At 40.3% G+C, this 414-nt stretch carries 1 pseudogene; it reads left to right on the top strand.

Annotated elements, in window-relative coordinates:
• Positions 1-414, top strand: a pseudogene (locus CXF67_RS17975) (site-specific integrase); the annotation flags it as partial.

Here is a 414-nt window from a genome sequence, read left to right as displayed (position 1 = left end):
GATAAAGATGAAGCTCTAAGCAAAAGTTGGTTTGTTTATTTTTCTTATCGCCATCCCGAGACTGGCAAGCTCAAAAAGCAGCCTTTTATTAAGGGTGGAGCCAATAACTTCAAAACAAAGCGTGAGCGTTACGCTTTCCTTAGAACGATGAGAGAAGCGCTCTCTAAACTATTAGAACTCGGATACAACCCCTATAAAGATAACAGCGATCTGGAAGCGAAGCTGTTTTCAGATCAAGAAGAGTCAACTCCTGAAAAGCAACCTAAACAAAAATCACAGCCTCAACCAAAACCACAACCTGTACCTGAGTCTTTGCCTCTAGAGCCTAAAGAGGAGGTTATGGGAATAGACGAAGCCTTTAAGTTTGGCTTATCGATGAAAGAGCATTTGATGAATAAAAACTCATATGTTCAA

Origin of the sequence: Psychroflexus sp. MES1-P1E (genome assembly GCF_002836055.1) — a bacterium.
In the GTDB taxonomy this organism is placed as follows: domain Bacteria; phylum Bacteroidota; class Bacteroidia; order Flavobacteriales; family Flavobacteriaceae; genus Psychroflexus.
Note: the sequence above shows the minus strand (reverse complement) of the source record. Positions and strands in the feature narration are given on the sequence as shown.